Genomic DNA, 25,623 nt, shown 5'->3' on the forward strand with positions numbered 1-25,623 from the left:
GTCAGAACTTCAGATGCTGGCTGACGTCGCCGACCTGGTCGACGAACATGGTGCGGCTGTCGAAGCGCCAGGTCCCGTCCACCCGGTGAAACGTGTCCTTGTAGTGCCCGGTCACGATCACCTGCAGCGGCAGGTCATCGGTGGCCTGCGTGACGCAGTAGTAGGAGGTGCTGTGCGCGGTCCCGGCCGCCTCGTCGATGTAGAGCTGCACGTTGGTCGTGTTGTGTTTGGTCTTCGGGGTGCCGTCGTCATAAATCCGCGTGGCCATCTCGTACATCTCCCGCACCCGGGCCGAGCCGGCGAACACCGTCTCCGGCGGCCCGTCCTGGACGCCGCAGATCCGGCCGTACTCGAACAGTCGGGCCACCCCGTCCAGGTCGCCGTCGTCGAGCAGCTGCGCATAGGTGTAGATGAGGTTGCTGATCTCGGTGGCGCTGCCAGTCATGTCGAACCGCCTCGGGAGTCTGCCGCACTGTTCCGCGAACAATGTTGGCAGAACCGGTCCAATTTACATAGAACCGACCACTATTCTTGATCGCCGTGACCATACCGTGGACCCCGAACAGGCTCGGCAACCTGCGCGGCAAACGCGTGATAGTGACCGGAGCGACCAACGGCGTCGGGCTCGGCACGGCGCGCGCGCTCGCCAGGGCCGGCGCGCACGTGATCCTGGCGGTGCGCAACACCGAACTCGGCGAGCAACGCGCGACTGAAATGGGTGGTTCGACCGCCGTGGTCAAGCTCGACCTGGCCGACCTGTCGTCGGTGCGCGCCTTCGCGAACCTGATCGACGAGCCGGTGGACATCCTGATCAACAACGCCGGCGCGTTGACCGACCGGCGCACCGAGACGGTCGACGGCTTCGAGATGACACTGGGCACCAACCTGCTCGGGCCGTTCGCGCTGACCAATCTGCTCCTACCCAGGGTGCGTTCGCAGATCATCAACGTCGGATCCGACGCGCACCGCTCGGCGACGCTGCGGCTCGACGACCTGCACTCGCGCCGGCACAAGTGGACGAGGCTGGGCGCGTACGCGCAGTCGAAGCTCGCGGTCATGCTGTGGGGCCTGGAGCTGGACCGCAGGCTGCGCGAGGCCGGATCGCCGATCGTCACGCAGCTCACCCACCCGGGCTGGGTGGCCTCGAACCTGTCGAACCTCGGCGACTCGGCGCTGATGTCGCTGGCCCACAAGGGGGTCAAACTGGTGGCCGACCGGTTGGCCAACGACATCGACGAGGGCGCCGCGCCCACGCTGTACTGCATCAGCGAGCCGATTCCGCCGGGGAGCTACGTCGGGGTCACCGGCAGGTTCGGGCTGCGCGGCGGCCCGGTGCTGATCGGCCGCACGCCGCTGGCCTGCGATTACGACACCGCCGCGCGGCTGGTGGCCTTCGCCGAACGCGAGACCGGCACAACCCTGGAGGTGTAGGCATGGGTGAATTCGACAACACGGTCGCCGTCATCACCGGCGCCGCGCGCGGGCAGGGCCGCAGCCACGCCGTTGCGCTCGCCGAACAGGGCGCCGACGTCATCGCCGTCGACATCTGCGCCGATCTCGAGGCGATCCCCTACGCCCTGGGGACCGAATCCGAGCTCGCCGAAACCGTGCGGCTGGTCCAGGCGGCCGGCCGCAAAGCGGTGCCCGTCGCCGCGGACGTCCGCGACCTCAAGGCGCTGCAGGCCGGAGTGCAGGCCGGCGTCGACGAGCTCGGCGACATCGACGTCGTCGTCGCCAACGCCGGGGTGGTGGCCATCGGGGTCACCGACCCCGAGTCCGAACCGGTGTTCAACACGATCGTCGACACCAATCTCAAAGGTGTGTGGCACACGCTGCTGGCGACGGTTCCCTCGATCGTGCGCAAGGGACGGGGCGGCTCGGTGGTGCTGGTCAGCTCATCGCAGGGCCTCACCGGCCGCGGCGGCGACGGCAGCGCGGCGATGTTCGCCTACGCCGCGTCCAAACACGGGGTGGTGGGGCTGATGCGCTCAGCGGCGAATGCCTATGCGCCACACAAGATTCGGGTCAATTCGATCCATCCGAGCGGGGTCGCGACGCCGATGATCCTGAACGATTTCGTGGTGAGCCGGATGCTGGAGAACCCCAACCCGGCGCTGTCGCAGACGCTGCTGCCCGACGTGCCGTTGGTCGAGGCGCAAGACGTCACCGAAGCGGTGCTCTGGCTTGCCGGACCGCGCTCGCGCTACATCACCGGCGCCGCGATACCCGTGGACGCCGGGCACGTCGTCATGTGACGACGGCCGCTGTCAGCCCCGGACGACCTTACCGGCCTTGATGCAGGACGTGCAGACGTTCAAACGCTGCTTGTTGCCGCCCGGACGGGTGACGACGTGCACGGTCTGAACGTTCGGGTCCCACCGGCGGCTGGTGCGGCGGTGGGAGTGCGACACCGACTTACCGAAGCCGGGGCCTTTCCCGCAGATGTCGCACACAGCGGCCATTGTTCAAGCTCCTCAAATCTCGGGGGTCCGGCAATCCGGCCGGGACAGCCCAGGTTCACCCGGGCGCGTACCTGAGGATACCGACTGTGGTGGCAAGCACCAAAACGGTCGCCGCCGCTGTCGCCCCCTCTGGCTAGGCTCGATGCGCTGAATCGGCCCGGGTGGTCACCGGCAGCCGTCGCGGGTGTCGCCGGGCTACGCTGGCGCCCATCGGGTGCTGGGCGTCGAGGTGCGGAGGAGGTGGGTAACCCTGGGCACTGCTGAGACATCGCAGGCTCGTGTCCTGGACGCGATCACGCTGCGCGACTGGGCGCACACCGCCGTCAGCGACCTGATCACGCACATCGACGAGATCAACCGGCTCAACGTCTTCCCAGTCGCCGACTCCGACACCGGCGCCAACATGCTGTTCACCATGCGTTCGGCGCTGGCCGAGGCGAAGGTGGGCGCCGGCGCGGAGGCCGGCTCGACCTGCGCCGCGCGGGCCGCCGCGGCGCTGTCCGCCGGCGCCCTGAACGGCGCCCGCGGCAATTCCGGGGTCATCCTGTCGCAGATCCTGCGCGGCGTCGCCGACGTCACCGCTACCGCGGCGGCCGAGGCCGGCGGTGAGCTGCCTCACATCGACGCCGTCGTCCTGGGTGCCGCGCTGCAGCGCGGCGTGGAGCTGGTGATCAGCTCGATGGGTGGCGACGAGGTTCCCGGGACCATCGTCTCGGTGCTGCGGGCGGCCGCGAACGCCGTCGCCCAGTGCGCCGGGGCCGGGGAGGGGCTCGTGGCGGCGGTCGTCGCGGCCGGCGACGCGGCGGTGGTCGCGCTGGAAAAGACCCCCGAACAACTCGACGTGCTGGCCGACGCCGGTGCCGTGGACGCGGGCGGCCGGGGTTTGCTGGTCCTGCTGGACGCGTTGCGGTCCACGATCACCGGCCAGGCGCCGGCCCGCGCGGTGTACGAGCTGTCGCCGCGAGCGCAGCCGCCGGAGGCGCCCGCGCAGCGCCCGGCGCCCCAGTTCGAGGTCATGTATCGGCTGGACGGCTGCGAGCCCGCGGCGGCGGACGCGCTGCGCGACCGGCTGGGGGAGCTGGGTGATTCGGTCGGCATCGCGTCGGCGCCGTCGTCGGCGCAGCGCACGTACTCGGTCCACGTGCACACCGACGACGCCGGCGCCGCCGTGGAAGCCGGCCTGGCGGCCGGACGGCTCAGCCGCATCGTCATCTCCGCGCTGAGCTCCGGAACCCCCGGGCTGCCCGCAGGCGGATGGACGCGGGAGCGCGCGGTGCTGGCGGTGGTCGACGGCGACGGCGCCGCTGACCTGTTCGCCGGCGAGGGCGCCTGCGTGCTGCAGCGCGAACCGGCCGCGCACGATCCCGTCACCAACATCAGCGCGCACCAGCTGATGCGGGCCGTCGTCGACACCGGCGCCGCCCAGGTGATGGTGCTGCCCAACGGCTACGTGCCGGCCGAGGAACTGGTGGCCGGCTGCACCGCGGCCATCGGCTGGGGGATTGATGTGGTGCCGATCCCGACCGGGTCGATGGTGCAGGGGCTGGCCGCGCTGGCCGTGCACGAAACCGACCGGCAGGCGGTCGACGACGGCTACACGATGGCCCGCGCCGCCGGCGCGGCGCGCCACGGCTCGGTGCGCATCGCCACCGAGAGCGCGTTGACCTGGGCGGGTCGCTGCCGTCCGGGGGACGGCCTGGGCATCGCGGGCGACGAGGTGCTGATCGTGGCCGACGATGCGGTCGGGGCCGCGATCGGTCTGCTCGATCTCCTGCTGGCCTCCGGCGGCGACCTGGTGACGGTGCTGCTCGGCGCCGCCGTCGACTCCGACGGCGACGCGGGCGCGGTCACCGACATCCTGGAAGAGCACATGCACGACCACCACCCCGGGACCGAACTGGTCACCTACCGCACCGGCCACCACGGCGACGCGCTGCTGATCGGGGTCGAGTAGCGATGGTGTCGCTGAGCGACCGGCTGGATTTCGTCGTGGGGGGCAAGGTCGCGGAGCTCCTCGACGAGGTGTTCGCGATCCGCACCGTCGACGACCTGTTGCGCCACTATCCGCGCAGCTACACCGAGGGCGCGAGCCGTTGGAACTCCGACGACGAACGCCCGCCCGCCGGCGAACACGTCACCATCATCGACACGATCGCCGAAACCAAGACGTTCCCGATGAAGAAGACCCCGAAGAAACTGTGCCACCGCATCACCCTCGGCTCCGGGCGCAACAAGGTGACCGCGACGTTCTTCAACGCGAATTACCTGAAAAAGGACCTGACCACGGGCGCCAAGGTGATGCTTTCCGGAGAGGTCGGATTCTTCAACAACGTCATGCAGCTGACACACCCGGCGTTCCTTTTGCTCGACCGCCAGGATGGGAAGAATCGCGGCACCGCCTCGCTCAAGAGCATCGCCAACGCGTCGGGCGCCACCACGGGTGAGGGTATCGCCGACGCCTACGAGCGCCACTTCTTCCCGATCTATCCCGCCAGCGCGAAGCTGCAGAGCTGGACCATCTTCGGTTCCGTGCGCCAGGTGCTCGACGTGCTCGACCCGGTTCCCGATCCGCTGCCCGAAGGCTTGCGCGCAAAATTCGGCCTGGTCTCCGAGGACGAGGCGTTGCGCGACATCCATCTGGCCGAGAGCGAGCCACGGCGCCGACGGGCCCGCGAGCGCCTGACCTTCGACGAAGCCGTCGGCCTGCAGTGGGCGCTGGTGGCCCGCCGTCACGGCGAGCTGTCGGAGTCGGGGCCGCCGGCGCCGCCGCGTCCGGACGGATTGGCCGCAGAACTGTTGAGCCGCTTGCCTTTTGAGCTGACCTTGGGGCAGCGCGAGGTGCTCGGGGTGCTGACCGACGGGCTCGCGGCGAGCCGCCCGCTGAATCGTCTGCTGCAGGGCGAGGTCGGCTCCGGCAAGACGATCGTCTCGGTGCTGGCGATGCTGCAGATGGTCGACGCCGGATATCAGTGCGCGCTGCTGGCGCCAACGGAAGTGCTTGCGGCCCAACATCTCCGGTCGATCCGCGACGTGCTCGGTCCGTTGGCGATGGCGGGCCAGCTGGGCGGCGCCGACAACGGCACCCGGCTGGCGCTGCTGACCGGCTCGATGACCGCGGCCCAGAAGAAACAGATCCGCGCCGAGATCGCCGGCGGCGAGGTCGGCGTCGTCATCGGCACCCACGCGCTGCTGCAGGACGCGGTGGAGTTCGACAACCTGGGCATGGTGGTGGTCGACGAACAGCACCGCTTCGGCGTCGAGCAGCGAGATCAGTTGCGGGCCAAGGCCCGTCCCGGGGTGACACCCCACCTGCTGGTGATGACGGCGACGCCTATCCCGCGCACCGTCGCGCTGACCGTCTACGGGGACCTGGAAACCTCGACGCTGCGTGAACTTCCGCGCGGCCGCCAGCCGATCACCAGCAACGTCATCTTCGTCAAGGACAAGCCCGCATGGCTGAGCAGGGCCTGGCAGCGCATCACCGAGGAGGTGGCCGCCGGCCGCCAAGCCTATGTGGTGGCGCCGCGCATCGACGAGAGCGACGACCCGGGAGACCAGGAGCCGAACGCCAAGGCGCCGGAGACCGCCGAGGGCCTGTACGCCCGGCTGCGCTCGGGCGAGCTGGCGAATGTGCGCCTGGGACTGATGCACGGGCGGCTGTCGGCCGAGGAGAAGGACGCCGCGATGACGGCCTTCCGGGCCGGAGAGATCGACGTGCTGGTGTGCACCACCGTCATCGAGGTGGGCGTCGACGTCCCCAACGCCACCGTCATGGTGGTGATGGACGCCGACCGGTTCGGGATCAGTCAGTTGCATCAGCTGCGCGGCCGGATCGGTCGGGGCCAGCATCCCAGTCTGTGCCTGTTCGCGAGCTGGTCCGCGCCGAATTCGCCGGCCGGCCGGCGGCTGCGCGCGGTGGCCGAGACACTGGACGGGTTCGCCCTGGCCGACCTCGACCTCAAGGAACGCCGCGAGGGAGATGTGTTGGGCCGCAACCAGTCCGGTAAGGCGATCACGTTGCGGCTGCTGTCCCTGGCCGACCACCAGGAGTTCATCGAGGCGGCCCGGGATTTCTGCGTGCAGGCCTACGCCGACGACCGTGCGAATTCCGGCTTGGCCGTGCTGGCCGCGCGATTCACCGACACCGACCGCATCGAATACCTGGACAAGTCGTGAACCGCAAGGTGCTGCTGTGGCTGGCCGCGGCGGCGGCGCTCGCGTTGCTGGTGGCCTACCAGACGGTGGGATCCTCGACCGCACGACATTCCGCCGAATACGCCGCGCGCGCCGACGTTCCGACGGTCGCGCCGGGCACCGATGTGCTCGGGGGCATCGCCGTGGTGCCCCTGCGCCAGCACCGCTACGACTACCTGCGCTTGGCATTCGGCGACGCCTGGGACGACGACAACGACGCCCCGATGGGCCACAACGGATGCGACACCCGCGACGACATCCTCAACCGCGATCTCGTCGACAAGACCTATGTGTCTACCAAGCGGTGTCCGGACGCCGTGGCCACCGGCACGCTGCACGACCCGTATACCAACAAGACCATCGCGTTCCAGCGCGGCCCCAAGGTCGGCGAATCCGTGCAGATCGACCACATCGTCCCGCTCGCCTACGCCTGGGACATGGGCGCCTACGGCTGGCCCGCCACCGAGCGGCTGCGCTTCGCCAACGACCCCGCCAACCTGCTGGCCGTCGACGGGCAGGCCAATCAGGACAAGGGCGATTCGGCGCCGGCGCAGTGGATGCCGCCGAACGGGGCGTTCGCGTGTCAGTACGCCATGCAGTTCATCGCGGTGCTGCGCGGTTACGCGTTGCCGGTGGATTTGGCGTCGACCGGCGTGCTGCGTCAGGCCGCGACGACCTGCCCGACGGGATAACGCGGGCGCCTCAAGAGAGCGGCGCCGGTGATGATCGCGACTTGAGTTGTCCGGCGGCATCTCAGGTGATGACCGCAGGCATGCTGTCCCACCCGCGCACGGTGGAGGTGCGCGAACGTCGTGCTGCGGACATGTCGATGTCCCACTCGGGCCATCGTTTGAGCACCTCTTCCAGCGCCACGCGGCCTTCCAAGCGGGCCAACGGAGATCCGACGCAGAAGTGCGGTCCCCGGCCGAAGGTGAGGTGGGCACCGGGTTTTCGGTGAACGTCGAACTTGTCGGGGTCCTCGAAATGACGCTCGTCGCGGTTGGCCGAAGCCAGCATCAGCAGCAGGGCACTACCTTCCGGGATGACCTGCCCCTGGAAAGTCACATCGTCGGTGGCGACGTAGCGCGCCACATGCGGGCCCGGTGGTTCATAGCGCAGCAGCTCCTCGATTGCTGTCGGAATCAGCGCATGGTTTTCGGCGAGTTCTTTGCGTTGATCGGGGTGCTCTGCCAGCACCTTGCCCATCCAGCCGAACAGGCGACCGGTCGTTTCGACGCCCGCGCCGGCGACGACCGCCAAGAACACGATCAGTTCCTGCTTGGTCAATTTTCGCGTGGTCTCAGTCTCGTCCTCGAACTCGACATTGAGCAGCTCGGTGATCAGGTCGTCCGATGGGTTCTTCTCGCGCCATTCGACGTATTCGCCGAACATCTCACCGGTGAAGTAGCGATCCTTCTTGATTGACATCGGTTTTCCGGGTTCGTTGCGAAGCACCTGGTTCGCGTGTTCACGTACCGCGGGCTGTTCCGCGTCGGGAATGCCGGCAAGCATTCCGATCGTGCGCATGGGCAGCTCGGCGCCTAGATCTTCCACGAAATCGAACCGTTCCCCGCCGACGAGTGGGTCAAGGCAAGCGACGCAGAAGGCACGGATCTTGTCCTCGATCGCCCGCATTTTCTTCGGTGTGAATGCCCTGGCCACGATCGCACGATGAATGGTGTGCAAGGGCGGATCCTCGTTGATGAAAATTCCTGGCGGCATAACCGGGTCAGTCATGACGACTTCGAGGATGTCGCCCTTGGCCGAGCTGAGCCGGGCCGTGTCTTTAAGCGCCGCATCGACATCCGCGTAACGGCTTACGCCCCAGAAGTTGTGTTGTTCGTTGTGGTAGACCGGGCACTCGTCGCGCAGGCGCCGGTAGACCGGATAGGGGTCCAGGTCGATGTCGACGTCCCACGGGTCGTAATACAAATCTCTCAACGTGGGCTCCTCGTCAGCGATTCCTCCGCACGCCTGTCGGGGTGCTATACGAACGTACAGCATGAACCGTCCGTTGGGCAACGAACCGGTTGGCTGGCGGACGCTACGGTGCTATACGATCGTACAAACGATGGGCGGCGCTCGCGCACCGGCACGACGAACAAAAGGAAACGGTATGGAGAGTCGGTTTGACCTTGGCGGCCGCATCGCCGTAATCACCGGCGGCGGCACGGGAATCGGGCGTGGCACGGCGCTCGTGCTGGCCCAGCATGGCGCCGACGTCGTGTTGGCGGGCCGGCGGGCCGACCCGCTCGAATCGACGGCCAAGGAAGTCACGGCGCTGGGCCGCCGTGCCGTGACCGTATCCACCGATGTCACGTCCGCGGACGAGTGCCGCGCGCTCATCGACAGAGCTGTTCAAGAATTCGGGCGGCTGGACATCCTGGTCAATTGTGCTGGGGGAGCGGAGACGAAGTCGATTCTCAAGTGGCCCGACGACGACTTCGAGAACGTGCTCGCCCTGAACTTCAAAGCCGTCTGGCACCTGTCCAAGGCCGCAACCAAGCCGATGATGGCACAGGGCAAGGGGGCCATCGTCAACATCTCGTCGGGCGCCAGCCTGCTGGCCATGCCGCAGGCGACACCGTATGGCGCCGCGAAGGCGGCCGTGAACAATCTGAGCGGGTCGATGGCGGCCGCGTGGGCCAAGAAGGGCATTCGAGTCAACGCGATCGCCGTCGGTGCGGTGCGCGCCGCAACCCTGACCGACGACGCCGCGCGGTACGGATTGGATCCCGAGGCCATCGCGCTCACCAACGGCCTGGGCCGCCTCGGTGAGCCCGACGAAATCGGCTACGGCGTCTTGTTCTTCGCGTCGGACGCATCGAGTTTCTGTTCGGGGCAAACGCTGTACATGCACGGAGCACCCGGTGGCGCCGGGGTGTAAGGCGACGGCTGAGGACGACGCGAGCGAATGCTGCTTGTGCCACTCCCAGTTCCGCTATACATTCGTACAGCACATTGCTGATAGGGCCCGGAATCGAGGAGCTGCCTGATGACCCGAACGGCCGTCGTGACCGGCGCGGGTTCCGGTTTGGGACGGGCCATCGCCGTCAAACTGGCAGCCGACCGCCATCGCGTCGCGATCATGGACGTGCATCTGGCCAATGCCAACACCGTCGCCGTTGAGATCGAAGCCGCTGGCGGCACCGCGCTTGCCATTGGAGTCGACGTCTCCGACGAGGCGGCGGTTGAATCGGCATTCGCCACCGTACGAGGCGAGTTCGGGCCGACGGAGATTTTGGTGACCAGCGCCGCCATCGCCGGATTCACGCGGTTCGACAAGATCACCCTCGACGAGTGGAACCGGTATCTGGCGGTGAATTTGACCGGGACTTTCCTTTGCGTGCGAGCGGCGCTGTCGGACATGGTGGTCGCGAAATGGGGTCGTATCGTCACCATCTCATCTGCCGCCGGTCAACAGGGCGCTCCCGCACAGGGGCACTATTCGGCCACCAAGGGCGGCGTGATTGCCATGACCAAGACGGTCGCGCTGGACTACGCCCGCAAGGGCATCACGGCCAACACCGTGCCGCCGTTCGTCATCGATTCGCCGATGCTGCGCCAGCAACAGCGCGACGGAAAGCTGCCACCCACCGAGCATTTGACGCAAGCCATTCCGGCCGGGCGGTTGGGGGAGGCCGACGATGTGGCGGCGGTGTGCTCCTTTCTGTGCTCGGAGGGCGCCGGATACGTCAACGGCCAGGTGATCGGCGTGAACGGCGGCGCGGTCCTCTGATGGCGCTAGGCGACAACACAAGCAGCACAACGTATTTCAGGAGGTAGGGTGCGCGTCAAGGTCGATCCGGCCCGCTGTCAGGGCCACACCCTGTGCGCAATGATCGCACCGGAGTCGTTCGAATTGGACGACGTCGATGGCCATGCTCATGCCGTGGTCGAGGAAGTCACCGACGCGCACCGCGACGGTGTGCTCGAGGCGGCCGGCTCATGTCCCGAGCAGGCCATCTCGGTGATGGTCGATCACATCGTTGCGGCCCGGGCAGCCCATGGCCGCCGGCGTGGACGATGACATGAGCGCACCTGCAGGCGACTCGGCGGCGATTCCGCGCTATCACTTCGACCGCCACGCCGCCGAGTACCGCGAGATGTTCCTCGACATCACTCACGACATGCACCAGCGGTGTCCGATCGCGCGGACCGATACCTATGCCGGGCATTGGGTGGCCGCGGGCAGCTATGAAGTTTTCGAGCTTGCCCGCTGTCCGCATGTCTCCAATGACCACGACGTCCGCAACGAACGCCGGGGCTACCAGGGCATTTCCATCCCGTTGATGGTCGAAGCCGAGAACTTCCGCGGCGGCATGCTCGAGATGGACGACCCCGAGCACCGCCACTATCGGACTGCCCTTAACCCATACCTGTCACCGGCCGCGGTCAAACGGTGGGAGCCATTTGTCGACGAGATCGTGCGGGCCTGCATCGACGATCACATCGAGACGGGACGAATCGACTTCGTCGACGACTTGGCCAACGTAGTGCCGGCGGTGCTCACACTCGCGATGCTCGGAGTCCGCTTGGACAAATGGATGCTCTACAACGAGCCGGCACACGCGTCGGTCTACACCCCGCCCGATTCCCCCGAGGCCCCGCGCGTTCGCGAACAATACCTGGCGATGGGCATGGATCTGTTCGCCAACCTCGTGGAGATCCGCGCGCAGCCGCGCCCCGGGATCATCGATGCCCTGGTGACATTGCGGATCGACGGCGAGGCGCCGCCCGACATCGAACTCATCGGGATGCTGAACCTGCTGATCGGCGGTGGCTTCGACACCACCACGGCGCTGACCGCGCACGCGCTGGAGTGGTTGTCCCAGCATCCCGACGAGCGCACGCGGCTGAGCCAAAATCGCGTCACTCTGCTGGATTCCGCCACCGAAGAATTCCTGCGGTATTTCACCCCCGCGCCCGGAGACGGCCGGACCATCGCCGAGGACATCGACATCTCGGGCGTCCACCTCAAGGAGGGCGAGCGACTGTGGTTGTCGTGGGCAATGGCCAACCGGGATCCGGCCCTTTTCAGCGACCCCGACACCGTGATATTCGATCGAAAGGGCAACCGGCACTTCAGCTTCGGTCTCGGCATACACCGATGCATCGGATCCAACGTGGCGCGCACGGTATTCAAATCGATGCTGACCGCCGTGCTTGACCGGATGCCGGACTACGTGTGCATTGCTGAGGGGACCGTGCACTACGACACCATCGGAGTCATTCAAGGGATGCGTCATTTGCCGGCGACGTTCACCCCGCGGCCGAGGTCGGGGCCGGGTGTCGAGGAGACGGTTCAACGGCTGCAGCAGCTCTGCGATGACCAAGGCCTGGCACGTCCGATCACGGAACGCAAAGAGTCGGCCAAGATCCCGCACTGACGGGATGGCGGGCCGGCCGCTTACGCGAAGGAGCACAGCGATGCCCGACAACACCCCGGTGGTCCTGGTCACGGGAGCCAGCCGCGGCGCGGGCGCGGGGATCGCCCGCGCCCTGGGCAGCCACGGCTGCACGGTGTACGTCACCGGCCGCACCCGCAGCGGCGCGCACTCGGCCCTGCCGGGCACCATCGACGAGACGGCCGCACAGGTGAGCGCCGCCGGCGGGAAGGGGATCGCCGTCGGTGTCGACCACGCCGACGACGAGCAGGTCGAGGCGCTGTTCGCCCAAATCCGCGACGAGCAGGGCCGGCTCGACATCCTGGTCAACAACGCCGCGATCATCCGCGACGAGATGATGGGCCGGACCAAGTTCTGGGAGGAACCCCTCAACGTGCTCGACACCCTCGATGTCGGGCTGCGGAGCAGCTACGTCGCCACCGTCCATGCCGCACCCCTGATGCTTCCGCAACGCAAAGGGCTGGTTGCGTTTTCGTCGTCCTCGGGGTCAGTGCACTACGCCTTCGGTCCCGCCTATGGGGTGCCGAAGGCGGCCACCGACAAGATGGCCGCCGACATGGCGTTCGACTTTCGTGAGTTCGGCATCGCCGCCGTCTCGATCTGGATGGGCTCGCTGCTGACCGACCGCGTCCGAAAGATCATCGCCAGCAATTCCGAGAAGTTCGGCCACATCCTCGATAGTGCCGAGACGCCCGAATTGACCGGCCACGTCATCTGGGCGCTGTATCAGGACCCGGAGTTGATGAGTTTGAGCGGGCAGACGCTGATCGGCGCGGAGCTGGCGGCGAAATACGGCATCCGTGACGAAGGCGGACGCCAACCACCGTCCTACCGTGATTTGTTCGACGTTCACCCCCACCAGCAGTGCGCGCACGTGATGCGTTGATCGTCAAAGCGATCACGACGCGCGTTCGCATGCTTATGCTCCACCCACCGGTCACAGGTGATCAGTCGAATAGCTGCACGCTACGTACGACGCGCTGTCGCACGTCGACGCGGAGCCGCCTTGCGCTTAGGTGGATTGGGCCGCCGCGGTTCCACTGAATCTATGTAGCGCTCAAATGCTTTGGTGACCTCCGCGTGGGCCGACTTGACGCCGATGCCCTCCTCGAGATTCAGGAATTTCGGCATGCCCGACATCAGCAACTGCAGCGCCGGCAGCGAGAGATCGCCGACCGGACGAGCGTTTCTGCCGAACTTGGCGACGAGCGCGTCCAATTGGACCTTCCGTACGCTCTCGGTCACGGCGGCGATTTCATTTCGAATGGACTTGCGGTGGTTGCCCAGCGCCATGAACTCCGTCATCAGTGCGCCGGTCGCCTCTTCCCACGAGTACTCCCACACGGCCCGCAGGGGATCCTCGCTGCGGCGTGCGAGCGTTTCGGTCAGGTATGCGAGATTGCGCTCGGAGTAGCGCCGAATCGCGGCGACGAAAATCTCATCGAGAGTGGGGAAGTAGTACTGCACCAGGCTCGGTGTCACGCCGGCCTTGGTCGCCAGCGCCCGGTAAGTGACGCTCGCGTATCCCTGTTCGAGCATCAGCTTTTCGACGCAGTCCAGCAGCACGTCCCGCGTCTTGGACGTTTCGGCGCCCACGCGCCGCGACGACGTCGCCATGGCCATCCGATCTATTGAGTACTCGTATTGTGACACCTGGTCCGTGCTGTACGAGTGTATAGTGGCACCGGGCGTCGTAAGCGTCGATGCCGACCGATGCAACGAATAGGGACAGCATGGCCGTGGACATGGGCTTGGACGCGCTTGAGAAGAACGTTCGCTATCTGATGGATCGCACCGAGATCCTCGACTGCATTGCGCGCCACGCCCGAGGTTGTGACCGCCACGACGCCGACCTGATCGCGTCCGCGTATCACGCCGATGGTGTCGACGAGCACGGCCACGCCGTCAATTCCGGTCCGGAGTACGGGGATTGGGCCAATAAGACCCATGCCGAGATGTCGCGGGTTCACACCCACAACATCACCACGCACACGTGCGAAGTCGATGGTGATGGCGCGCACGCCGAAAGTTACGTGATCGTTGTCCTAATCGGGCCGGACGCCAAGAGCGCCCAGTTCATCACCGGGCGTTACATCGACCGGCTGGAGCGGCGCAATGGGCGGTGGCGCATCGCGGTCCGCCGCTCGACGGTCGAAGGCATGTTCCTTGCGGACGCCCGGGTGTTGCAGTCGTCGTTCTTCACCGAAAAGGGTTACCTCGTCGGCACACGCGACCGCACCGACCTGTCGTATCAGCGTCCCTTGACCATCGACGCGCCGGCCCCGGCGCGGTGGTAGCGGCGCCTTAGGAGCCTTCGTAGGTCTCCGGGTCCGGGCGCAGCCGGGTGCCGTCGTTGAGCCCGTTGATCACGTCCATGTGCTCGTCGGCCAGCTCGAAGTCGAACACATCCAAGTTCGACCCGATGTGCTCGGCATTGGCGGACCGGAAGACGACGGCGTTGCCCAGCTGCAGGTTCCACCGCAGCAGCACCTGCGAGGCGGTCTTGCCGTATTCGCTCGCGACCGAATTCACCGTCGGATTGTCGCTCAGCTTGCCCAGCGCCAACGGCGTGTAGGACTGCGTGAGCACGTTGTGCTCGGCGTTGGTCTTGCGCAGCGCTTCCTGGTTGAGCAGCGGGTGCAGCTCGATCTGGTTGACCGCCGGGGTGACGAAGGTCAGGTCGATGACCGTCGTCAGGAACTCCTCGGTGAAGTTGGAGACGCCGATCGAGCGGGCCTGACCCTCCGCACGGGACTGGATCATGCCGCCGAACGAGTTCACGTAGTTGCCCAGGGCGGGGGCGGGCCAGTGGATCAAATAAAGGTCGACGTAGTCCAGGCCGAGGCGCTCCAGGCTGGCGTTGCATGCGTCCATCGCCCCCTTGAAACCCTGGTCGGGGGTGGCCAGCTTGGTGGTGACGAACAGCTCGGCGCGGGGGATCCCGGAGGCGGCGATCGCGCGCCCGACGGCGGCTTCATTCCCGTAGACCGCGGCGGTGTCGATCAGCCGGCAGCCGACCTCCAGCGCAGCCGATACCGCGCGTTCGGTCTCGTCGTCCGACAACTCCGCGACACCCAGGCCTAGGGCCGGGATCGTGTTTTCGTCGTTGAGAGCAATTGAGGGTAAGGCGGAGCCCGACTCGCCGGCCAATTCATTCACCTGCCTGTGAAATTGAAGGTTCGAGACTGTGCGCCCAGCCGGGTTCCGTCATCGAGCGACCAGGTCGACGCCGTTCGGCGCCGAGTTCGAGGCGCTCGGTTCGATATCGAACACGTCGAAGTTGCTCGCAATCCGATGAAAGCTCACCGACTTGGGGATCACGATATTACCGATCTGTAAAGGCAACCTAATCAACACCTGGACGGGTGTCCATGCGCGCCGTCGGTGGCGGGCGGGCCACCCCGTACAGTTAGTCGCCGATAGGCCCCTGACCGACGGCACCGTTGACCGCCCGTTTGGTGGCCGCCGGGGCCGGCAAGCCTTGAGAGGCGATGGGTGGCGGGGAGCGATAACCGTTCGTCGTCGAGCGTTAGCACGTGTTGGTTGTAAGGGGGTTGTTCATGACCAGGCCTCTGTCAGGCGCGCCGACGGTTCAGTCCGGGGCCGAGCACGCATCGGTGCCGCTGGCCAGTCGCATCCAGGGCGCGCTCACTGGCGTCGGGACCAAGGTCCTGCCCTGGATCCCGACCGCGCTGCGCCGGGGGCTGGTCCGCAGCCGTTCGGTCATCATCGACGGCAACACGCTGGACCCGACCCTGCAGCTGATGTTGTCGGGCCTGCGCGCCGTCGGCATCGACGGGCTGGTCGTCGACGACGACCCCCAGGCGTCGCGCACCCAGCTGCGCGAGCGGATCGTGGGATTGCCTGGTCCGCAGATCCACGTCGACGTCGACGATCTCTCGCTGCCCGGACCGGCCGGCGGGATCGGGGCGCGCCACTACCGTCCGGCCGCTGGCGCGGCGGCGCCTCTGCTGGTCTTCTACCACGGTGGCGGTTGGTCGATCGGTGACCTGGACACCTATGACGCGCTGTGCCGGCTGATCTGTCGTGATGCCGGCATTCACGTGTTGTCGATCGACTACCGGCTAGCCCCCGAACATCCGGCCCCGGCCGCGATCGAGGACGCCTACGCGGCGTTCATTTGGGCATATGAGCACGCGGAGGAGCTCGGCGCGATTCCGGGACGGATCGCGGTAGGCGGGGACAGCGCCGGCGGAAACCTCGCCGCCGTCGTCAGCCAGATAGCGCGCGACGAGAATGGGCCGGCGCCGGCGTTGCAATGGCTGATCTATCCGCGGACCGACTTCACCGCGAAGAACCGGTCGCTGACCCTGTTCTCGCGGGGGTTCGTGCTCACCAAGCGGGACATCGACTGGTTTGAATCCCAGTACTTGCGGCGTTCGGGTCTGGACCGGACCGATCCGCGAGTGTCGCCGGCGCTGGCCGAATCGCTGACCGGACTGGCGCCCGCGCTGATCGCGGTCGCCGGCTTCGATCCGCTGCGCGACGAAGGCGAGAGCTACGCCGAGGCGCTGCGGGCCGCCGGGATCGCGGTGGACCTGCGGTACCTGGGTTCGCTGACGCACGGCTTCGTCAACCTGTTCCCGCTGGGCGGCGACAGCATGGTGGCCACCAGCGAGCTGATTTCGGCCCTGCGCGCGCACCTGAGCCGGGTTTGATTCGTTGAACCGTCGGCGCCGGTAACCTAGAGGCGCTTTGTCCGATCGCTTTGTCCGCACACGGGCGAAGCGACAACTCGTAGCGAAAGATCAGGGAACCTGTGGCCGACAAACCCAAACGTCCCCCACGATTCGACATGAAGTCGGCCTCTGGCGGTAAGTCGAGCCGGCTCGTCCAAATCGGCGGCACCGCATTCGTGATCATCTTCGCGGTCGCCCTCGTCTTCTACATCGTCACGTCGCATCACAAGAAGGCCGGACCCACCGGCGCCGGCGATACCGTGCGGGTGACGTCGAGCAAGCTGGTCACCCAGCCCGGCAGCAGCAACCCCAAGGCCGTGGTGACGTTCTACGAAGACTTCCTGTGCCCGGCCTGCGGCAACTTCGAGCGCACCTTCGGCCCGACGGTCTCCAGGCTCATCGACATCGGCGCCATCGCCGCCGACTACAACATGGTGTCGATCCTCGACAGCGCCCGGAACCAGAACTATTCGTCACGCGCGGGCGCCGCGGCGCTGTGCGTCGCCGACGAGAACCACGACGCGTTCCGCCGGTTCCACTCCGCGCTGTTCAGCACCGACATCCAGCCGAGCGAAACCGGCAAGACCTTCCCGGACAACGCGAGGCTGATCGAGCTCGCCCGCGAGGCGGGAGCGGCGGGCAAGGTGCCAGACTGCATCAACAGCGGCAAGTACCTGTCCAAGGTCACCGGCGAAGCGGCGAACGCGCACATCAACGCCACGCCGACCATCAAGATCAACGGCGACGACTACGACCCCTCGACGCCGGACGCGCTGGTCAACAAGGTCAAAGAAATCGTGGGCAACATTCCGGGCATCGACGGCGCGGTCGCCCCGGCCGCCACGTGACCGGTGCGGTGTCGACTGAAACCGCCGATCCCACCGACCTGACACCGGATCGGTCCTCAGCGCCGCGGGTGCCGGCGCCCAGCGCCTGGTGGGTGCTGATCTCCGGTCTGATCGGCCTGGCCGCGTCGATGACGCTGACGGTCGAGAAGATCGACATCCTGCTCGACCCGTCGTACACGCCGTCCTGCAACATCAACCCGATCCTGTCCTGCGGCTCGGTGATGAGCACCCCCCAGGCGTCGCTGCTGGGCTTCCCCAACCCGCTGCTGGGGCTGGTGGCCTTCACCGTGGTGGTGGTCACGGGGCTGCTGGCGTTGACGAAAGTGGCGTTGCCGCAATGGTATTGGGTGGGGCTGACGATCGGCGTGGCGGTTGGCGCGGTGTTCGTGCACTGGCTGATCTTCCAGAGCCTGTATCGGATCAACGCGCTGTGCCCGTACTGCATAGTGGTGTGGGCGGTCACCATGTCGCTACTGGTGGTGGCCGCATCAATCGCCTATCGCCCGGTCGCGCAGGGCCGGCAGGCCGGTTTCGGCTGGCTGCTTTTCCAATGGCGCTGGTCGGTCGCCGCCCTCTGGTTCACCGCGGTGTTCCTACTGATCATGGCGCGGTTCTGGGACTACTGGTCGACGCTGTTGTAGGTATCAGCAGGTGACCCGGATCATTGGCGGCGCGGCCGGGGGCCGGCGCATCGCGGTCCCGCCGCGCGGCACCAGGCCCACCACCGACCGCGTCCGCGAGTCGCTCTTCAACATCCTGGCCGCCCGCCTCGAGCTGACCGGCCTCACGGTGCTGGACCTCTATGCCGGTTCGGGCGCACTGGGATTGGAAGCGTTGTCGCGCGGCGCAGCCGCCGCACTGTTCGTGGAGTCGGACCCGCGCGCGGGATCGGTGATCGCGCGCAACATCGAAACCCTGGGTCTGCGCGGCGCGACGCTGCGCCGGGCAGCGGTGGCGACCGTGCTGGCGGCCGGGACCGCGGCCGCGTTCGATCTGGTGCTGGCTGACCCGCCCTACGACGTCGACGCCGCCGAGATCGAAGCCGTGCTGGCCGCGCTGGCCGCGCACGGCTGGGTGCACGGGGGCAGCGTTGCCGTAGTGGAGCGGGCGGCCGGTGGTGCGCCGCTGAAGTGGCCGGCCGGCTGGTCGGTGTGGCCGCAACGGGTTTACGGCGACACCCGTCTGGAGCTGGCCGAGCGTCATTGAGGTGGCGTGTACCGTCATTCGTCATGAGCGCCGCTCTCCCCCGCAAGCGGGAGGTGCCCCCACCGCATCGCTTTGCTCTGCATCGTCGTCGGCGCGCGTCATGAGCGCCGCTCTCCCCCGCAAGCGGGAGGTGCCCCCACCGCATCGCTTCGCTCTGCATCGTCGTCGGCGCGCGTCATGAGCGGCGCGGTATGCCCGGGCTCGTTTGACCCGGTGACGTTGGGCCACATCGACGTTTTCGAGCGCGCGTCGGCTCAGTTCGACGAGGTGGTGGTGGCGATCCTGACCAACCCCGCCAAGAAGGGCATGTTCGACCTGGACGAGCGGATCGCGATGATCAACGAGTCGACGACGCACCTGCCCAACCTCCGGGCGGAAGCCGGGCAGGGGCTGGTCGTCGATTTCGTGCGGTCGCGCGGCATGACGGCCATCGTGAAGGGGCTGCGCACCGGCACCGACTTCGAATACGAGCTGCAGATGGCGCAGATGAACAAACACGTCGCGGGCGTGGACACCTTTTTCGTCGCGACCGCCCCGCGCTATTCGTTCGTGTCGTCGTCGCTGGCCAAAGAGGTCGCGATGCTCGGTGGTGACGTGTCGGAGCTGCTGCCCGAACCGGTCAATCGTCGCCTGCGGGAACGGCTTTCGGAACGGTCCTGATCCGGGGCCCGCGAGGTCCTAGGCGGTCAGTGTTGATGCTCGGAAGCATCGGGGGAGCCGCCCATCATGCGCACCATCGGCAGACCGCCGGACGTGACAAACCGGGCGACCAGGACGACCGCGAGCACCAGGAACCCGATGTTGAGCCAGGTCGTGTAGTTCCATGAGATCGACGCTTCCAACACCATGGCATTGCGCTGCGCGGGAATGAGATGCGCTGTGCCGAAGATCAATTCGACCAGGTACCCGGCGGCGACCATCGCGGTGTAGAAGGTACCCAGCAGTGTCAGCATCATCCGGGTGCCGTAGTACTTGCGGTAGATGTTGAGGATCGGAAGGATCAACAGGTCGGCGTAGATGAACGCGATGACGCCGCCGAAGCTGATGCCCCCGTTCCACAACACCGCGGCCAGCGGGACATTGCCGATCGAGCAGACGAAGGACACGATCGCCACGACGGGCCCGACGATCGGACCCCAGATCGCCGCGAGGGTCGGGTGATCGGCCAAAAAGAAGTTCTGCCAGAGTTTTTCGGGTACCCAGGCCGCGATGGCACCCGCGATCAGCAAGCCCAGGACGAGGTCGCGCAGGATGGCGAGCCACTCCATCACGAATACGTGCGAAACCGAAGTGAGGCCCGCCGTCGAGAACAGCCGTCGCCAGAACGAGCCGCTCCCCTGGATGGACATGTCCATGGCGGCGTGGCCTTCCATCGAGCCGGCGATTCCCCTTTCGGCCTGCTCGCGGGCCGCGTCGATGAGCCGCGATCGCACGAACAGGCGGAACAGAACGGCCAGCGCCACGATCATCAGTGGGCCGCCGAGGAATTCGGCCGCGGTGAATTGCCAGCCCATCAGCAGGGCCAAAATGATGCCGAGCTCCACCACCAAATTGGTGGAGCCGATTTCGAACGCCATCGCGGCCGTGAAGTCGGCGCCCTTGCGGAACAGCGATCGGGCCAGCGCCACCGCGGCATACGAGCACGACGACGAAGCCGCGCCCAGCCCCGCCGCGACCGCCAGCGTGCGCGGCCGGTCGTCACCCATCAGCGCCACGATCGTCGAGCGCCGCACGACGGCCTGCACCACCGCCGAGAGGGCGAAGCCGAGGATGAGCGCCCACAGGATTTCCCACGTCATCGACCCCGCGAGCGCCAAAGCGTGCCCGACCGCTGATAGCACCGTCACGTGGTTCCTCCTGCGGGAAGCTTCGAGGGCCGCTGCACCGTGCAGCATACCCCATAGGGGTATAGGAGCGGGCGAAAGCGGTGCGCCTCGCGGCGACGGCGCCCGGCCATTGCCGGCACTAATTGACGGCGCGGATAGTGCCGTGGGGCGTCCGCGACCTAGAATCGCTGGCAAATGGCCCGCACGGGCGAATACCCGACACACCGGGCTTGCCACCGCTGTCACAGGGACAACACCAGGCACACTGGTAACAACAAGAGCTTTGCAGACGCCAGGAGGGTATGGCCGTGTATCGAGTCTTTGAGGCGCTGGACGAACTCAGCGCCATCGTGGAAGAAGCCCGTGGCGTTCCGATGACGGCAGGCTGCGTGGTGCCTCGCGGCGACGTGCTGGAACTGATCGACGACATCAAGGACGCGATCCCGGGCGAACTGGACGACGCCCAGGACGTCCTGGATGCGCGCGACTCGATGCTGCAGGACGCCAAGGCGCATTCCGAGTCGATGGTGTCCTCGGCGACCACCGAGTCGGAGTCGATGCTCAACCACGCCCGCTCGGAGGCGGACCGGCTGCTCTCGGACGCGAAATCGCAGGCCGACCGCATGGTGAGCGAGGCGCGGCAGCACAGCGAGCGGATGGTCGGCGAGGCCCGCGAAGAGGCGATGCGCATCGCCACGGCGGCCAAGCGAGAGTACGAGGCCAGCGTCAGCCGCGCCCAGGCCGAGGCCGACCGCCTGCTGGAAAACGGCAACATCTCCTACGAGAAGGCCGTGCAAGAGGGCATCAAGGAGCAGCAGCGCCTGGTCTCGCAGAACAGCGTGGTGGAGGCGGCCAACGCGGAGGCCACCCGGCTGATCGACTCGGCGCACGCCGAGGCCGACCGGTTGCGCGGCGAGTGCGACATCTACGTCGACAACAAGCTCGCCGAGTTCGAGGAGTTCCTCAACGGCACCCTGCGGTCGGTGGGCCGCGGTCGTCACCAACTGCGGACGGCGGCCGGAACCCACGACTACGCCGTGCGCTAGCCGTCTCGCGGCCGCTCGTGGGGCGGGCGCGCCCTGGAATTATGCGGTCGGCGCCGTAGGATTTCCTACTATGACGCGGCAGCACAGCACACCATCGGCCCGCGGCGCGACGTCACGGCTGGCCGCGCCGATGGCGTTCGACATCACCCGGCTCGGGCGCCGCCCCGGGGCGATGGTGACGTGGCAGAAAACCGTGCCCAGCCCGTCGCGCATCGGGCTGGACATGATCGCGATCGAGGCGGACGCCCCCCTCGAGCTGGACTTGCAGATTCAATCGGTGTCTGAGGGCGTTTTGGTGACCGGGACGGTCAGCGCGCCCACGGTCGGCGAATGCTCGCGTTGCCTGACCAAGCTCGACGGTCACGTGCAAGTGCAGCTCACGGAGCTGTTCGCCTACCCAGACAGCACCACCGAGGCGACCACCGAGGAAGACGAGGTGGGCCACATCGTCGACAACGTCATCGACCTCGAGCAGTCCATCGTCGACGCCGTGGGACTCGAGCTTCCGTTCTCGCCCGTGTGCACGCCGGGCTGCCCGGGGCTGTGCCCCGAATGCGGTGTTTCGCTGGCCGCCGAGCCGGCCCACCAGCACGATCGCATCGATCCACGGTGGGCCAAGTTGGCGGGGATGTTCAGCGCCGAGTCGGACGAGCCGCGGGGTAAGCGGTGAGTTCACGGCACGCGCTGCTCGACGCCCTCGGGGTTGAGCTGTCGGAGGAACTGCTGTCCCTGGCGCTGACGCATCGCAGCTATGCGTACGAACACGGGGGCCTGCCGACCAACGAACGCCTGGAATTCCTGGGCGACGCCGTGCTGGGCCTGACCATCACCGACGAGCTGTATCACCGCCATCCCGACCGCACCGAGGGTGACCTGGCCAAGCTGCGCGCCAGCGTGGTCAACACCCAGGCGCTGGCCGACGTCGCGCGCAAGCTGTGCGACGGGGGGCTCGGCGTCCATCTGCTGCTGGGGCGTGGGGAAGCCAACACCGGCGGTGCCGACAAGTCGAGCATTCTGGCCGACGGCATGGAATCGCTGCTGGGCGCGATTTACCTCGATCACGGCATCGACGTTGCGCGCGACGTGATTCTGCGGTTGTTCGGCCCGCTACTGGATGCGGCTCCGACCCTCGGGGCGGGGCTGGACTGGAAGACCAGCCTGCAGGAACTGACCGCGGCGCGCGGCATGGGCGCGCCGTCCTACCTCGTCACCTCCACCGGGCCCGACCACGACAAGGAATTCACCGCGGTGGTTGTGGTGGCGGAAACCGAATACGGCACGGGTGTCGGCCGCTCCAAGAAGGAGGCCGAGCAGAAGGCCGCGGCCGCCACCTGGAAGACGCTCGACGTGCTGGACCCCGCGGGGACGACGTCCAACTAGATGGCGCCCGTCTAGATGCCCGAACTGCCCGAAGTCGAGGTGGTGCGCCGCGGCTTGCACGCCCACGTCGTCGGCAAGACGATCACCGCAGTGCGGGTGCATCATCCGCGCGCGGTGCGCCGGCACGAAGCGGGGCCCGCGGACCTCACCGCCCGGTTGCTGAACGCGCGGATCACCGGCACCGATCGCCGCGGCAAGTACCTGTGGCTGCTGCTCGACACGGAACCCGCTGGGCAGCAATCGGATACGGCGTTGGTGGTCCACCTCGGCATGAGCGGGCAGATGCTGCTGGGTGAGGTCCCGCGCGCCGAGCACGTCCGGATCTCCGCGCTGCTCGACGACGGGACCGTGCTGAGTTTCGCCGACCAGCGCACCTTCGGTGGGTGGATGCTCGCCGATCTGGTCGAGGTGGACGGCAGCGTGGTGCCGGAGCCGGTCGCGCATCTGGCGCGTGACCCCCTGGACCCCCGATTCGACGCGGACGCGGTGGTAAAAGTGTTGCGGCGCAAGCATTCCGAGATCAAGCGCCAGCTTCTTGACCAGCAGGTGATATCTGGCATCGGCAACATCTACGCCGACGAGGCGCTGTGGCGGGCCAAACTCAACGGCGCGCGGATCGCCGACACGCTGAGCCGCAAGCAGTTGACCGCCGTGCTGGACGCGGCCGCCGACGTGATGCGCGATGCGCTGGCCAAGGGCGGGACGTCGTTTGATTCGCTCTACGTCAACGTCAACGGCGAATCGGGATACTTCGACCGGTCGCTGGACGCCTACGGCAGGGACGGTGAAGCCTGCCGCCGCTGCGGCGCGGTGATGCGCCGCGAGAAGTTCATGAACCGTTCCTCGTTCTACTGTCCCAAATGCCAACCGCGACCGCGTGGTTGAGCGATTTTCCGGCGCGGCGACTCACTCGAAGATGTCGCGGCGCAGCGTGCCGGCGGGCAAGGTCGGGTCCACGAACCACTCGTGGCGAAACAGCGCACCGAACACCTGGGGCGGCAACCGGAGCAGTAACCCGAACGCCCGCGCGGAAAGGCCGGAATCGCCGATCTGAGAGCGGTGGGCCGCCAGCGCATCTCGCTTCTGGCGCGCGAAGCGAAAGACGTTGACTCGATGGGTGATCGTCGCGCGCGGAGCGTATGCGCCGCGGACGACGTCCCGCGCGTACGGACCGGGAAGCCGCAACAGGTGCGCGATATCGCTGACGCGGACCAGCATTTCGCGCGGCATGGTCACCTCGAGCACCCGCGGGGTGGCGGCGAGTTCGGCGGCACGCTTGCCGACGTTGTGGACCTGAACATGGTCGCGGTGGCCGTAGCCGCCGTTCGGCTGGTAGCTGATCAGCAGGTCGGCACGTTCGTCGTGCAGGATGCCGGCCAGCCGTCCGGCCGCCTCGTCGACATCCGCACGCCCGAACCGGACGCGCCCGGGCGGATCTGGGTAGAACAGCGGACCGTAGCCGCTGTCGGCATACCCGAGGCACTCCACCCGCTGTGCCCCGAGAACCCTTGCGCTCGAACGCAATTCGTCGATGCGATGGCTTTCGTCGTCGTTGTGGACGCGCCCGTCGGTCGCCGTGACCACGACCACCCGGTGCCCCGCGGCGGCCGCCCGCGCCAGCGTGCCGCCGGTGAGCACGACCTCGTCGTCGGGGTGGGCGTGGAATGCGACCAGGGTGGCCATGCAATGCAGTATGCCCGTGCGCCAAAGTCGCGGCGCCCGGTAGAAATGAGCCATGGCCGAACTGTGGGTGGAACGCACCGGAACTCGTCGCTACACCGGGTACAGCTCACGTGGTGCCCAGGTGCTGGTCGGCTCCGAGGACGTCGACGGCGTGTTCACCCCCGGTGAGCTGCTCAAGATCGCGCTCGCGGCGTGCAGCGGGATGTCCAGCGACCTGCCGCTGGCCCGCCGGCTGGGCGACGACTACAAGGCGGTCATCAGGGTCTCCGGCGCCGCCGACCGCGAGCAGGAGCGCTATCCGCTGCTCGAGGAGACCCTGGAGCTGGACCTGTCGGGCCTGGCCGACGATGAGAGGGAGCGCCTGCTGGTCGTGGTCAACCGGGCCATCGACCAGGTCTGCACCGTCGGGCGCACACTCAAGTCCGGTGCCACCGTCAACTTCGAGGTCAGCGATGCCGGAGCCTGACACCCGGCTCACCGCCTGGGTGCACGGCCGGGTCCAAGGCGTGGGTTTCCGGTGGTGGACGCGTTGCCGGGCGCTGGAGCTGGGCCTCACCGGTTACGCGGCCAACCAGGACGACGGCCGCGTCCTGGTGGTCGCTCAGGGGCCGCGGGCGGCCGGGGAGAAGCTACTGCACCTGCTGGAAGGTGGCACGGCGTGGCCGTCGCGGCCCGGGCACGTCGACAAGGTGGTGGCCGACTGGTCGCAGCCGCAGGAGCGGTTCGAGGGCTTCGTCGAGCGTTGAGGCGCGCCGCGGCCCGCCGCGTCATATCAGTCACGCCAGCGCCGGCGCAGGGTTCGACGGGTCGGCTTAACAACCCGTAATCGCCATCGACCCGTGGCTCATGTGACCACTGTGACCAGTGCGT

Annotated in this window: 29 protein-coding genes; 22 read left to right on the top strand and 7 right to left on the bottom strand. The window is 67.2% G+C overall.

What is annotated here, in order from left to right:
* Window position 1 precedes the first annotated feature (1 nt).
* On the bottom strand, window positions 2-445 hold the full coding sequence (locus AC5Y4T_RS01940) for a nuclear transport factor 2 family protein (protein ID WP_499951733.1): 444 nt from the start codon (window positions 443-445) through the stop codon (window positions 2-4).
* Window positions 446-540: 95 nt separating this feature from the next.
* Here AC5Y4T_RS01940 and AC5Y4T_RS01945 point away from each other — a divergent pair, with 95 nt between their 5' ends.
* Both AC5Y4T_RS01945 and AC5Y4T_RS01950 read left to right on the top strand, forming a co-directional pair.
* Complete coding sequence (locus AC5Y4T_RS01945; protein WP_499951734.1) at window positions 541-1,431, top strand: SDR family NAD(P)-dependent oxidoreductase; 891 nt, start codon at window positions 541-543, stop codon at window positions 1,429-1,431.
* A gap of 2 nt (window positions 1,432-1,433) precedes the next feature.
* Window positions 1,434-2,255, top strand: a complete 822-nt coding sequence (locus tag AC5Y4T_RS01950) for a mycofactocin-coupled SDR family oxidoreductase (RefSeq protein WP_499951735.1) — start codon at window positions 1,434-1,436, stop codon at window positions 2,253-2,255.
* A 12-nt stretch (window positions 2,256-2,267) separates the two neighbouring features.
* Here AC5Y4T_RS01950 and rpmB read toward each other — a convergent pair whose 3' ends face one another.
* Window positions 2,268-2,462: a 50S ribosomal protein L28 gene (gene rpmB / locus AC5Y4T_RS01955; RefSeq protein WP_046185726.1), complete on the bottom strand. Its 195-nt coding sequence runs from the start codon at window positions 2,460-2,462 to the stop codon at window positions 2,268-2,270.
* Between the two features lie 250 nt (window positions 2,463-2,712).
* On the opposite strand from rpmB, the gene AC5Y4T_RS01960 reads away from it, so the two are divergent.
* Genes AC5Y4T_RS01960 through AC5Y4T_RS01970 form a run of 3 tightly spaced genes read left to right on the top strand, consistent with a single transcriptional unit; the run spans window position 2,713 to window position 7,348 of the window.
* The gene (locus tag AC5Y4T_RS01960) at window positions 2,713-4,416 is read left to right on the top strand and encodes a DAK2 domain-containing protein (protein ID WP_499920238.1); all 1,704 of its coding nucleotides are present in this window, start codon (window positions 2,713-2,715) and stop codon (window positions 4,414-4,416) included.
* Window positions 4,417-4,418: 2 nt separating this feature from the next.
* Entirely contained in the window at window positions 4,419-6,638 is a 2,220-nt protein-coding gene (gene recG / locus AC5Y4T_RS01965; RefSeq protein WP_499951736.1) for an ATP-dependent DNA helicase RecG, read from the top strand.
* Window positions 6,635-7,348: an HNH endonuclease family protein gene (locus AC5Y4T_RS01970; protein ID WP_499951737.1), complete on the top strand. Its 714-nt coding sequence runs from the start codon at window positions 6,635-6,637 to the stop codon at window positions 7,346-7,348. The genes recG and AC5Y4T_RS01970 overlap by 4 nt, the downstream gene beginning before the upstream one ends.
* Window positions 7,349-7,409: 61 nt before the next feature.
* Here AC5Y4T_RS01970 and AC5Y4T_RS01975 read toward each other — a convergent pair whose 3' ends face one another.
* Window positions 7,410-8,597, bottom strand: coding sequence for a cytochrome P450 (locus AC5Y4T_RS01975; RefSeq protein ID WP_499951738.1), 1,188 nt, complete (start codon window positions 8,595-8,597; stop codon window positions 7,410-7,412).
* 175 nt (window positions 8,598-8,772) lie between these two features.
* On the opposite strand from AC5Y4T_RS01975, the gene AC5Y4T_RS01980 reads away from it, so the two are divergent.
* The 5 genes from AC5Y4T_RS01980 to AC5Y4T_RS02000 all read left to right on the top strand — a co-directional run bounded on the left by AC5Y4T_RS01980 (window position 8,773) and on the right by AC5Y4T_RS02000 (window position 12,950).
* A complete protein-coding gene (locus tag AC5Y4T_RS01980) occupies window positions 8,773-9,543 on the top strand; it encodes an SDR family NAD(P)-dependent oxidoreductase (RefSeq protein ID WP_499951739.1) in 771 nt (256 codons plus the stop codon).
* 108 nt (window positions 9,544-9,651) lie between these two features.
* Window positions 9,652-10,395, top strand: a complete 744-nt coding sequence (locus tag AC5Y4T_RS01985; protein WP_499951740.1) for an SDR family NAD(P)-dependent oxidoreductase — start codon at window positions 9,652-9,654, stop codon at window positions 10,393-10,395.
* A 48-nt stretch (window positions 10,396-10,443) separates the two neighbouring features.
* A complete protein-coding gene (locus AC5Y4T_RS01990) occupies window positions 10,444-10,686 on the top strand; it encodes a ferredoxin (protein ID WP_499951741.1) in 243 nt (80 codons plus the stop codon).
* A 1-nt stretch (window position 10,687) separates the two neighbouring features.
* Window positions 10,688-12,046 (top strand): cytochrome P450, encoded by a 1,359-nt coding sequence (locus tag AC5Y4T_RS01995; protein ID WP_499951743.1) that lies wholly within the window; start codon window positions 10,688-10,690, stop codon window positions 12,044-12,046.
* 40 nt (window positions 12,047-12,086) lie between these two features.
* Window positions 12,087-12,950, top strand: coding sequence for an SDR family NAD(P)-dependent oxidoreductase (locus tag AC5Y4T_RS02000; RefSeq protein WP_499951745.1), 864 nt, complete (start codon window positions 12,087-12,089; stop codon window positions 12,948-12,950).
* 80 nt (window positions 12,951-13,030) lie between these two features.
* Here AC5Y4T_RS02000 and AC5Y4T_RS02005 read toward each other — a convergent pair whose 3' ends face one another.
* Entirely contained in the window at window positions 13,031-13,681 is a 651-nt protein-coding gene (locus tag AC5Y4T_RS02005) for a TetR/AcrR family transcriptional regulator (RefSeq protein ID WP_499951999.1), read from the bottom strand.
* Between the two features lie 116 nt (window positions 13,682-13,797).
* On the opposite strand from AC5Y4T_RS02005, the gene AC5Y4T_RS02010 reads away from it, so the two are divergent.
* On the top strand, window positions 13,798-14,361 hold the full coding sequence (locus AC5Y4T_RS02010) for a nuclear transport factor 2 family protein (protein WP_499951748.1): 564 nt from the start codon (window positions 13,798-13,800) through the stop codon (window positions 14,359-14,361).
* A gap of 7 nt (window positions 14,362-14,368) precedes the next feature.
* Here the strand turns inward: AC5Y4T_RS02010 and AC5Y4T_RS02015 are convergent, their stop codons facing one another.
* The gene (locus AC5Y4T_RS02015; RefSeq protein ID WP_499920239.1) at window positions 14,369-15,214 is read right to left on the bottom strand and encodes an aldo/keto reductase; all 846 of its coding nucleotides are present in this window, start codon (window positions 15,212-15,214) and stop codon (window positions 14,369-14,371) included.
* Window positions 15,215-15,624: 410 nt separating this feature from the next.
* Between AC5Y4T_RS02015 and AC5Y4T_RS02020 the strand changes: the two genes are divergently transcribed.
* From AC5Y4T_RS02020 to coaD, 5 genes are all read left to right on the top strand, one after another.
* Entirely contained in the window at window positions 15,625-16,743 is a 1,119-nt protein-coding gene (locus AC5Y4T_RS02020; protein ID WP_499948365.1) for an alpha/beta hydrolase, read from the top strand.
* Window positions 16,744-16,844: 101 nt separating this feature from the next.
* Window positions 16,845-17,612: a DsbA family protein gene (locus AC5Y4T_RS02025; protein ID WP_499951750.1), complete on the top strand. Its 768-nt coding sequence runs from the start codon at window positions 16,845-16,847 to the stop codon at window positions 17,610-17,612.
* The gene (locus tag AC5Y4T_RS02030) at window positions 17,609-18,253 is read left to right on the top strand and encodes a vitamin K epoxide reductase family protein (protein WP_499951751.1); all 645 of its coding nucleotides are present in this window, start codon (window positions 17,609-17,611) and stop codon (window positions 18,251-18,253) included. The genes AC5Y4T_RS02025 and AC5Y4T_RS02030 overlap by 4 nt, the downstream gene beginning before the upstream one ends.
* Before the next feature lie 10 nt (window positions 18,254-18,263).
* Window positions 18,264-18,818, top strand: a complete 555-nt coding sequence (rsmD, locus tag AC5Y4T_RS02035; protein ID WP_499951752.1) for a 16S rRNA (guanine(966)-N(2))-methyltransferase RsmD — start codon at window positions 18,264-18,266, stop codon at window positions 18,816-18,818.
* Window positions 18,819-18,995: 177 nt separating this feature from the next.
* Window positions 18,996-19,478, top strand: a complete 483-nt coding sequence (coaD, locus tag AC5Y4T_RS02040) for a pantetheine-phosphate adenylyltransferase (protein WP_067347941.1) — start codon at window positions 18,996-18,998, stop codon at window positions 19,476-19,478.
* A 26-nt stretch (window positions 19,479-19,504) separates the two neighbouring features.
* Here the strand turns inward: coaD and AC5Y4T_RS02045 are convergent, their stop codons facing one another.
* Complete coding sequence (locus AC5Y4T_RS02045; protein ID WP_499951753.1) at window positions 19,505-20,713, bottom strand: permease; 1,209 nt, start codon at window positions 20,711-20,713, stop codon at window positions 19,505-19,507.
* A 239-nt stretch (window positions 20,714-20,952) separates the two neighbouring features.
* On the opposite strand from AC5Y4T_RS02045, the gene sepIVA reads away from it, so the two are divergent.
* The 4 genes from sepIVA to mutM all read left to right on the top strand — a co-directional run bounded on the left by sepIVA (window position 20,953) and on the right by mutM (window position 23,955).
* A complete protein-coding gene (sepIVA, locus tag AC5Y4T_RS02050) occupies window positions 20,953-21,690 on the top strand; it encodes a cell division protein SepIVA (protein WP_499948796.1) in 738 nt (245 codons plus the stop codon).
* Between the two features lie 70 nt (window positions 21,691-21,760).
* Window positions 21,761-22,360: a YceD family protein gene (locus AC5Y4T_RS02055; RefSeq protein ID WP_499920188.1), complete on the top strand. Its 600-nt coding sequence runs from the start codon at window positions 21,761-21,763 to the stop codon at window positions 22,358-22,360.
* Window positions 22,357-23,070, top strand: coding sequence for a ribonuclease III (gene rnc, locus AC5Y4T_RS02060; RefSeq protein ID WP_499920189.1), 714 nt, complete (start codon window positions 22,357-22,359; stop codon window positions 23,068-23,070). The genes AC5Y4T_RS02055 and rnc overlap by 4 nt, the downstream gene beginning before the upstream one ends.
* A 15-nt stretch (window positions 23,071-23,085) precedes the next feature.
* Window positions 23,086-23,955, top strand: coding sequence for a DNA-formamidopyrimidine glycosylase (gene mutM / locus AC5Y4T_RS02065; protein WP_499951754.1), 870 nt, complete (start codon window positions 23,086-23,088; stop codon window positions 23,953-23,955).
* Window positions 23,956-23,976: 21 nt separating this feature from the next.
* On the opposite strand, the gene AC5Y4T_RS02070 is transcribed toward mutM, so the two are convergent.
* Window positions 23,977-24,753, bottom strand: a complete 777-nt coding sequence (locus AC5Y4T_RS02070; RefSeq protein WP_499951756.1) for a PIG-L family deacetylase — start codon at window positions 24,751-24,753, stop codon at window positions 23,977-23,979.
* 52 nt (window positions 24,754-24,805) lie between these two features.
* Between AC5Y4T_RS02070 and AC5Y4T_RS02075 the strand changes: the two genes are divergently transcribed.
* Both AC5Y4T_RS02075 and AC5Y4T_RS02080 read left to right on the top strand, forming a co-directional pair.
* Window positions 24,806-25,219, top strand: a complete 414-nt coding sequence (locus AC5Y4T_RS02075; RefSeq protein ID WP_499951757.1) for an OsmC family protein — start codon at window positions 24,806-24,808, stop codon at window positions 25,217-25,219.
* Entirely contained in the window at window positions 25,206-25,499 is a 294-nt protein-coding gene (locus AC5Y4T_RS02080) for an acylphosphatase (protein ID WP_499920193.1), read from the top strand. The genes AC5Y4T_RS02075 and AC5Y4T_RS02080 overlap by 14 nt, the downstream gene beginning before the upstream one ends.
* The last annotated feature ends 124 nt before the right edge of the window (window positions 25,500-25,623 follow it).

It is taken from the genome of Mycobacterium sp. NGS11, from assembly GCF_059813315.1.